This is a genomic window from Nonomuraea aridisoli, assembly GCF_003236395.1.
Lineage (GTDB): Bacteria > Actinomycetota > Actinomycetes > Streptosporangiales > Streptosporangiaceae > Nonomuraea > Nonomuraea aridisoli.
In genome coordinates, this window is the sequence record NZ_POUD01000344.1 from 1 (window position 1) to 8746 (window position 8746).

Annotated in this window: 8 protein-coding genes; 2 read left to right on the plus strand and 6 right to left on the minus strand. The window is 73.3% G+C overall.

Translation table 11 applies throughout. The features are described 5' to 3' along the window. Positions 1-9: 9 nt before the first annotated feature. Positions 10-1632: a GTP-binding protein gene (locus C1J01_RS43140; RefSeq protein WP_111184820.1), complete on the minus strand. Its 1623-nt coding sequence runs from the start codon at positions 1630-1632 to the stop codon at positions 10-12. Further along, entirely contained in the window at positions 1629-3389 is a 1761-nt protein-coding gene (locus C1J01_RS43145) for a GTPase (RefSeq protein WP_235855049.1), read from the minus strand. The genes C1J01_RS43140 and C1J01_RS43145 overlap by 4 nt, the downstream gene beginning before the upstream one ends. On the opposite strand from C1J01_RS43145, the gene C1J01_RS43150 reads away from it, so the two are divergent. Both C1J01_RS43150 and C1J01_RS43155 read left to right on the plus strand, forming a co-directional pair. Continuing rightward, positions 3390-4115 carry a hypothetical protein gene (locus tag C1J01_RS43150; RefSeq protein ID WP_111184821.1) on the plus strand — a complete coding sequence of 242 codons (726 nt, stop codon included), beginning with the start codon at positions 3390-3392 and terminating at the stop codon, positions 4113-4115. It begins immediately after the preceding gene. Between the two features lie 297 nt (positions 4116-4412). Then, positions 4413-4763 carry a hypothetical protein gene (locus C1J01_RS43155; protein ID WP_111184822.1) on the plus strand — a complete coding sequence of 117 codons (351 nt, stop codon included), beginning with the start codon at positions 4413-4415 and terminating at the stop codon, positions 4761-4763. Positions 4764-4792: 29 nt separating this feature from the next. On the opposite strand, the gene cobA is transcribed toward C1J01_RS43155, so the two are convergent. The 4 genes from cobA to C1J01_RS43175 all read right to left on the minus strand — a co-directional run. Then, complete coding sequence (gene cobA / locus C1J01_RS43160) at positions 4793-6025, minus strand: uroporphyrinogen-III C-methyltransferase (RefSeq protein ID WP_111184823.1); 1233 nt, start codon at positions 6023-6025, stop codon at positions 4793-4795. Positions 6026-6104: 79 nt separating this feature from the next. Beyond that, a complete protein-coding gene (gene speB, locus C1J01_RS43165; protein WP_111184824.1) occupies positions 6105-7118 on the minus strand; it encodes an agmatinase in 1014 nt (337 codons plus the stop codon). Positions 7119-7128: 10 nt separating this feature from the next. Beyond that, positions 7129-8211 (minus strand): nicotinate-nucleotide--dimethylbenzimidazole phosphoribosyltransferase, encoded by a 1083-nt coding sequence (cobT, locus tag C1J01_RS43170; RefSeq protein ID WP_235855050.1) that lies wholly within the window; start codon positions 8209-8211, stop codon positions 7129-7131. After that, positions 8201-8746: CbiX/SirB N-terminal domain-containing protein (locus C1J01_RS43175; RefSeq protein WP_328589739.1), on the minus strand; the 546-nt coding region annotated here is incomplete at its 5' end. The genes C1J01_RS43175 and cobT, both read right to left, overlap by 11 nt.

Here is an 8746-nt window from a genome sequence, read left to right on the forward strand (position 1 = left end):
GGGTGGGGCTCAGGTGGAGAGGTCGCGGAGGGCGGTGTAGAAGGAGTGGTGACGGTGGAGTTCGGCTTCCACCGGCTCCACCACCATCGTCGCCGACACGGCCGCGACCCTGCGGCGCATCTCGCGTTCGAGCCGTTCGCGTTCCCGCGACGCCCCCAACTCCACGAAGTTGCGTGAGGCGATGCCCGACAGCGCGCCCAGCCCCAGGACGGCCGCCATCGCCAATCCCACCCAGGGCAACGTCGCGCTGTCGCCGAACACCTCCAGCGACGGCGGCAACTGCTCCGGCACGAACAACCCCACGCCCAGCCAGGCCAGGCCGGCCACGAAGGCCAGCACCAGGAAGTACTGCCACAGCATGAGCACCCGCCACCACGCCGGCACACGGTCGAGCTGCGGCGCCACCTGGGCGAGGTCGTCCGTCAGAGCCTGGGGCAGCCCGCCGGACTTCGATCTGGCCGCCTTGTGCACGGCCGTGCGCCACACCGGGTGCATCCCCATGGACAGCCCGTCGGCCAGCGCCTGCACCGCGTTGCCGACCTCGGCGGACTGGGCGCTCACCGAGGCCGTGGCGATGCCGCGGATCTCCTTGCTCACGTCGTCCAGCCGCAGGCTCTTCAGCGGGTCCGTACGGAACTTCCCGATCCACCGCGGGTACGGCCATCCGACCCACTGGCTGGACCGTTCGGCGTAGACGTTCTCCATGGCGTCGCCCACCGCGGGCACGCCGACCGCGTCGCACAGCGCGTCCGTCAGGCCGAGGCGGCGGGCCTCGTCGACCGACGACGGCGCCGACAGCGCCTCGCCCAGCGGCATGGACTCGCTGATGCGGCGTTCGATCCGGTGCAGGTCGGCTTCGAGCTTCTGGATCGCGGCGCGCCGGCGGGCGACCGCGGTCGCGACGACGCTCTTGAGGCTTTCGACGCCGCGCCCGGTGACGGCCGAGGTCGGTACGACGCTGGGGTGTTCGACGCCCTCGCGGCGCAGCAGGTCGTTGAGGTCGATGACCAGCTCGGCCAGCTCTTCGGTGGTCAGCCGGTCGGCCTGGTTGAGCGCGAACACCGTCACCGCCTCGTGCCCGGCGAGCTCCGTCACGTAGCGGCGGTGGGTGGAGGCGTCGGCGTACTTCTGCGGGTCGAGCACCCAAACCACCAGGTCGGCCAGGCCAATGAGCCGGTCGGCCTCGGTGTCGGCGAGCGCCCGGATCGAGTCGTGGTCGGGCAGGTCGAGCAGGATCAGCCCGTGGAGCTGGCCGTCACCCTTGTCGAGGGCGCTGGCGCGTGAGAAGCGGTGGCGTTCCTGGATCTGCAGCCAGTCGAGCAGCGGCCCCGCGCCCTCGATGCCCCACACGCAGGCGTGGGTGCGGGCGGTGGTCGGCCTGCGTACGCCCGTGGGGGACAGCTCGAGCCCGGAGATCGCGTTGAACAGCGACGACTTGCCGCTGCCCGTGCCACCGGCGAGGGCGACGACGGTGTGCTCGGACGACAGCTTGAGCCGGTCGCCGGCCTGCAGCAGCAGCATGGCGGCCTCGTCGAGCAGTTTCTTGTCGAGCCGCCCCCGGCCCAGCTCCACCACCTTGGCGAGCGCGGAGAGCCGGGCGGCGAGCCCCGGCTTGGTGGTCATGGTGGTCATCGAGCGACCTCAAAGTTGTACGTTGCCTGGTAAAGGCGGGTTGCAGCGGACTCGTCGGGTATGCCGGCCGAGTCTAGAGCCTGCGCGTAACGCAGCGCCTCCTCGTCGAACAGCATGCCGACCCTCGCCCGCAGGTCGCTCAGCGCCTTGGCGCCGATGCCGCGCAGCGACTCGGCGCCGAGCACGGCGTTGACGAGCCGGTGAGGCACCCCGTCGCCGTTGCCCCCGCTGAACATCGCGACCATGAAGATCAGCGCGAGCGCGTCGGGGTCGAACGAGACGATCTTCGACACCGACCGCTTGGCCACGCCTTCGGTGCGTACGAGCTCCATCAGGTGGTCCTGCCAGGACGCGATGGCCCGGCCGGTGTGGCGGACGAGGTCGTCGGACGGGCGGGCGAGATTTTCCGCCAGCTTGGCGCCCAGCGGGGACCGGTGCCGCCAGCGCGCCGCCACCTCCTCGCACGCCCGGTTGGCGGCGGCGACGATGACCGACTCCAGGCCGGCGCGGATCGCCGCCTTGAACGCCAGCACCCGTTCGGGGGCCTGCCTGGCCGCCCGCCCGCGCCTGCGCAGCCGCAGCGAACGCATGAGGTCGCCGGAGCCGACGAAGTCCTGCCAGCGGGCGAGCACCTCGCCGTGCAGCAGGGAGCCGTTCTTCGAGGCCTTGTCGAGGTCGGCGAGCGCGCCGAGGAAGGCCGCCTCCACGTCGCCGCGCAGCTCGGCCCGGAACGCCACCTGGGCCTCCAGGTGCTTGGCCAGCGCGGGGACACGGGTGCGGAAGCTGTTGAGCACGCCGTCGAGGGTCTCGCGCACGGCCCGCGCCCGGCGCTTCTCGTCGACGGACAGCTCGGCCAGCCACAGCCGCAGCTCGGTGACCTCGCTGTCGGGCAGCCTGCCGTCGGCGACCTTGGACTCGTGGATGACGAACCGGTCGATCTCCCCCAGGCCGTACTCGGTCAGCATCCGGACGAAGTGCTTGAGCACCACGTCGGCGGACCTCTGCGGCACCCGCGACAGGACGATGGCCAGCCGCGCGCCGCGCTCCTTGGCCAGCCGCAGCAGGCTCCACGCGGGGGCGTCGGCGTAGCGGGCCGCCGTGGTCACGAAGATCCACAGGTCGGCGGCGTCGAGCATGCGGTGGGCGATCTCGTGGTGCTCCTCGACCACCGAGTCGATGTCAGGGGTGTCGAGCAGCGCGACGCCCTGCGGGAGTTTCGCCGTCGGGACGATGACCAGGCCGTGCTCGGCGGTGCCGGGGGCTGGTCTGTCGAGGCGCTGCAGGCTGCCGAGCAGCTCGCCCTCCGCGAACCACTTGTGGTCGTCGGGGTGGCAGGCCAGGACGGGCGTGCCCGTGGTGGGGCGGCGTACGCCGGTGCGTGAGACGTTCTTCTCGGCCAGGGAGTTGACCAGGGTGGACTTGCCCGCGCCGGTCGAGCCCGCGACCACGATGAGCGCGGGGGCGGTGCTCGTCCTGATCCGGGGCAGCACGTAGTTGTCGAGCTGGGCCAGCAGGGCCGCGCGGGTCTTCTTGGCCTCTTCCGCGCCGGGCAGGTCGAGGCCGAAACGCAGGCCGGCGACGGTGTCGCGCAGGTTGGCGAGCGCCGCCGTGAGCGCCTCCGCCACCTCGGCGGGCAACTCCTCCTCGGCCACGCCCTCGCCTACGGGCCAGCCCACCGCCGGTTCGGCGACCTCACCGCCCGGAGCCTGCCCGGCCTCCTCAGCGCTCTCCCCGTCTCTGGAACGCCCGTCCGCCACATGGTCAGCCGCGGCCCCGGAGTCACCTTCAGCCACACGCTCGGCCGCTTCCCGAGCCTCACCCCGGGCCGCTTCGTCGGCGGCTTCGCGAGTCCCGCCTTCGACGCGGTCAGCCGCTTCACGCGGCCCATCGTTCGCCTCGCCGATAGCGGCGTCGCGGGTCTCACCGTCCGCTACCTGATCAGCCGCTTCGCGTGGCCCATCGTTCGCCTCGCCGGCGGCGGCTTCGCGGGTGTCGGCCTCTGTCGCAGGCTTGGCTACTTCGCCATCGCCCGCATGGCCGGCGGCTTCGCCGGGATCTCCGCTCCCGGCACGTCCGTCCGCTTCGGTGTCGCCTTCGGCCACCGCCGTAACAGGATCGTCGTCCCCCGTCGCCGCGAAGGTGTCGCTTGTCCTGGTTGTGGCGATCTCGGCGGACTCCTGCGTCGCCTTGACGTATCCGGCGGCGTCCCCGACCTCCTCGACCGGGCTGGATGCGTCGTCGTCCGCGACTGCCTCGGCGGCGCCTGCCTCCCCCGCCTTGGTGGCGGTGTCGCTGTCTGCTGCCGCGGCGAGGCCTGCTTCTGCTTCCGCGTCACCGTCGCTACCGGCGCGCGACGCGGGAGTGGCCTTGTCGTCCGAGTCCTCATCAGAGGCCCCGGGCTGTGCGGACGCGGGCTTCGGGTCGGCCTTGGGGGTCAGGGCAGCCGAAGAGTGCTTCTCCGCGCTCGGCTCGGACGTGAATGACGGGCTCGCCGATGACGGGCGCTCGTCGGACGGCCGCTGCGCCGTGTCCGCCTCGGCGTCCGGACCGGGGCCGTCGAGCGACGCGGGCCGCACGAACAGAGACGGCCGCCCGGACGACTCCTCCGACTCAGCCGTAGGCGACGGACCCACCGACGACGACTGCCCATCGGGTGACCGTTGCGCAGTGTCGGCCTCTGTATCCGGACCGGGGCGGTCGAGCGACGCGGGCCGCACGAAGAGAGACGGCCGTCCGGACGACTCCTCCGGCTCCGCCGGGGGGAACGGCCGAGCGGCCGGTTGCCGCAGCGCGGCCGGTTTCTCGAAGAGGGACGGCCGGCGCGCGGGCCACTCCTCGCCCGCCGCCGAATCGTCACGAGACCCGCCCGGCTCCCCGCCGTCACGCCGCTCACGCGCATCAGGCTCACGCCCGTCGTCGCGTACGGCCCCGGCACGGCCACCGAACGCGGCCTCACTCCGGTCGTCGGACCCCAGCCCGGCACGCTCGCCGGATCCGGGCTCACGCCGGTCACCGGACCCCGGCCCAGGGCGGTCGCCGGTGGGGTGGGGGTCCTCTACGACGTCGGGGCGCGCGCCGTCGAGGTCTTCGTCCGTCACCGGGCGGAACCGCAACGTCTGCTCCCCAGGTGACTCGTGTCGCCCGTCATCCATGGCCGTGTTCACGGCAAGCGCTCCGCTCGAACCATTTCGACCTCCTGGCCGACCCTCACGACGTCGCCGACGATGACGATCGCCGGCGGCCGGATCCCAGCCGCGGACACGCGGTCGGCCACGGTGGAAAGCGAAGCGGCAACCGCCCGCTGGGTCGGAAGGGTACCGTCCTGCACCACCATTACGGGAGTCTCCGGCGAACGTCCGTACTGGATGAGTGCTTCGGCCACTTTTGGCAGGCGTTCGACGGCCATCAGGAGCACCAGTGTGCCGTGGGAACGGGCCAGCGCCGGCCAGTCGACGGTGGACTTGGGGTCGTCGGGCGCCACGTGCACGGAGATGACGTGGAACTCCTGGCTGACGCCGCGGTGGGTCACCGGCACCCCGGCGGCGGCGGGCACCGCGACGGCGCTGGTGATGCCGGGCACCACGAGCACGGGAATGCCGGCCTCGGCGCAGGCGATCATCTCCTCGCCGCCGCGCCCGAACACGAACGGGTCGCCGCCCTTGAGCCGGACCACGAACTTGCCCTGGCGGGCCCGGTCGACGAGCAGCTCGTTGATCGTCTCCTGCGGCAGCGACCTGCCGTAGGGGACCTTGGCGGCGTCGACCAGCTCGACGTCGGGGGCGAGCTCGTCGAGCAGGGCGCGCGGCGCGAGCCGGTCGGCGACCACCACGTCGGCCTGGGCGAGGAGCTGGCGCCCGCGCACCGTGATGAGGCCCGGGTCGCCGGGGCCGCCGCCGACGAGGGCCACGCCCACGGGCTTGGTGCGGTTGCGCCGGGCGTCGACCGTGCCGTCGCGCAGCGCCTCGACGACCGCGTCGCGGATGCCGGCGGCCCGGCGCGGGTCGCCGCCCGCGGTGACGGCCACGCTGATCTCGCCGTCCCGGCCGGAGGCGGGCGTCCAGGCTGCGGAGGCGTCCTTGTCGTCGGCGCGGACGCACCACACGCGCTTGGCCTCCGCCTCGGCGGCGACCGCGGTGTTGACGGACCTGTCGTCGGTGCAGGCCTGCACGAGCCAGGCGCCGTCGCAGTCGCCGACCTCGTACGGCCGGGCGTGCCAGGTGACGCGGCCGGCGGCGATCAGGTCGTCGAGGGCCGGCGTGACGGACGGCGACACGACGGTGACCTCCGCACCGGCGTCGAGCAGGGCGGGGACCCGCCGCTGCGCGACGCGGCCGCCGCCCACCACGAGAACCCGGCGGCCGGAGAGCCGCAGGCCGAGGAGGTAAGGGCCCATGGGGGGAATCTCCCGTTCGCGAAGCTTGTGTTAAGAGGTAAACCTACCGGCTTCGACCATGTCATTTGCTGCGCACGTGTTAACGGCCGTCGAGCAGGGGCTGTCGCGGATCCCAGCGCGGCCCGCCTTCGTCGTCTCTGCGGCGCCTGGCCATCGCTGACAGGGCCTCAAGGATAACCCGGTTCCCGAGGTACGCGGTGATGTCCGCGTGATCATAGGGCGGCGCCACCTCGACCACCTCCATCCCGGCCACCGGCAGCTCGTAGCAGATGCGGCGCACGGCGTCGAGGAGTTGCCTGGCCGTGAGTCCGCCCGGCTCGGGCGTGCCGGTGCCGGGGGCGTGGCCGGGGTCGCAGACGTCGATGTCCACCGACAGGAAGACCTGGTCGCACTCGTCCAGCGCGATCCGGAACGACTCCGTCAGGCATTCGTCCAGGCCGCGCGCGACGATCTCGGTCATCTCGTACGAGCGCATGTTCTGGGCGGCCATCCAGCCCAGCGTCTCGGGCTCGGGCCAGTAGCCGCGCAGCCCGAGCTGCAGGAACCGGTCGCCCCTGATCGCCCCCGACTCGATGAGCCGGCGCATGGGCTGGCCGTGGCCGTACAGGTGGCCGAAGGCGATGTCACCGGTGTCGGCGTGGGCGTCGAAGTGGATCATCGAGGTACGGCCCGGCGCGTACGCCCGCGCGGTGCCCCGGGCGTCGGGCAGCGCGACGGTGTGGTCGCCGCCGAGCACCAGCGGGATCGCCCCGGAGGCGGCGATGCGGTGCACGGCCTCCTCGATCGCCGCCAGCGAGCCCTCCACGTCGCCGGAGTAGCACTCGACGTCGCCCGCGTCGAGCACGCGCAGGTCGCGCAGGGCGTCCACGCGCAGCGCCAGGCTGGGCCGGGAGCCGTCGTGCGGCAGGTAGCAGGCCTGACGCAGCGCCATCGGGCCGAACCTGGCGCCCGGCCGGTTGGACGTGCCGCCGTCGAACGGGGCGCCGATGATCACCACGTCGGCGCCCTCGTAGCTCGCCGGATCGGCGACGTCGCAGCGGTCTATCCCCAGAAAGGTGATGTCGGGGCCGTACATCGCTCCATAACGTGACACGGCCCCATCATCACACGGACTTTTCCGTCACTCCCGCCGAATCGAAGGTCGCGACCTCGTGCATCACGCGGACGGCCGCGCACAGCGTCGGGTGCGCCAGCAGCCCGCCCGTGCCCTCGCCGAGCCGCAGCTCCAGGTCGACCAGGGGGCGCAGCCCGAGGTGCGCGAGCGCGGCGGCGTGGCCGGGCTCGGCGGAGCGGTGACCCGCCACGCAGTGATCGACCGAGGCGGGGGCGAGCGCGGCGGCCACGAGCGCGGCCGCGCCGGCGATGACGCCGTCGAGGACCACCGGCACGCGCGCGGCGGCGCCGCCGAGGATGAACCCGGCGATGGCCGCGTGCTCGAACCCGCCGACCGCCGCCAGCGCCCGCAGCGCCTCACCGGCCTCGAAGGCGCCGGGCAGCGCGTTCACCCGCAGGGCCTCGCGGACGACGCCGATCTTGCGTTCGTACGTCTCGTCGTCGACGCCCGTGCCGCGTCCGGTCACCTCGGACGGGTCCTTGCCGGTGAAGACGGAGATCAGCGCGGCGGAGGCGGTGGTGTTGGCGATGCCCATGTCGCCGGTGATCAGGCAGCGCGCGCCCTTGGCGACCAGCTCGCGGGCCACGCCGATGCCCGCCTCCAACGCCTGGAGCACCTGGTCGGCGCTCATGGCCGGGCCCTGCGTCATGTCGGCGGTGCCGTAGGCGACCTTCCGGTCGACCAGGTCGGGCGCGCCGGGCAGGTCGGCGGCGACGCCCACGTCCACGACGGTCACCGAGGCCCCGGCCTGGGCCGCGAAGGCGTTGGCGACCGCGCCGCCGGCCAGGAAGTTGGCGACCATCTGCACCGTGACCTCCTGCGGCCACGGGGAGACGCCGCGGGCGTAGACGCCGTGGTCGGCGGCGAAGATGGCCAGGGCCGCGGGCTCCGGCATCGGCGGCGGGGTGACGCCGGCGGCGCCCGCGAGGCGTACCGCGATCTCCTCGAGCACGCCGAGGGAGCCGCGCGGCTTGGTGAGGCGGTCCTGGTGGGCGCGGGCGTCGGCGAGGGCCTGCGGGTCGGCGGGGCGGACGGCGGCGATGGTCTCGGCGAGCACGGTCTCAGCGAGCACGAACGGCCTCCTCCTGCGGGACGAGCCGCAGTGCTTCCTCGTATCGGTCGATGACGACGTCCGCCAGCGTCTCACAGTCGCCGATGACCTCCGCGCACCGGATGTCGAGGTCGGGGTGCCCCGCGCCGTACGCCAGGGCCTGCGCCCAGACGCGCTCCAGCATTCCCCCGGCGAACAGCAGGTACGGCACCACGATCACGCGCTTGGCCCCGAGGCGGCGGCAGCGTTCGAGCCCGCCGGGCACGCCGGGCGGGGTCAGCGACACGAACGCGGTCTCCACGGTCATGTAGTCGTAGGCGTGCGTCTCCCAGAACAGCCGGGAGACCCGGTGGATCTCGGCGTTGGCGGTGGCGTCGGTGGAGCCCTCGCCGACCAGGACGACCGCCGTCTCCCCCGGCTCGACGTGGGCGTGCAGGTCGTCGGCCGGCGTCGCGTCGACGGGGCGCAGCCGGGGCCGGGCGCCGACGAGCTCGAGCGCGCGGGGCCGGGAGATGTCGGCGGCGGCCTCCTTCAGCCGCTCGGCCAGCAGCGCCAG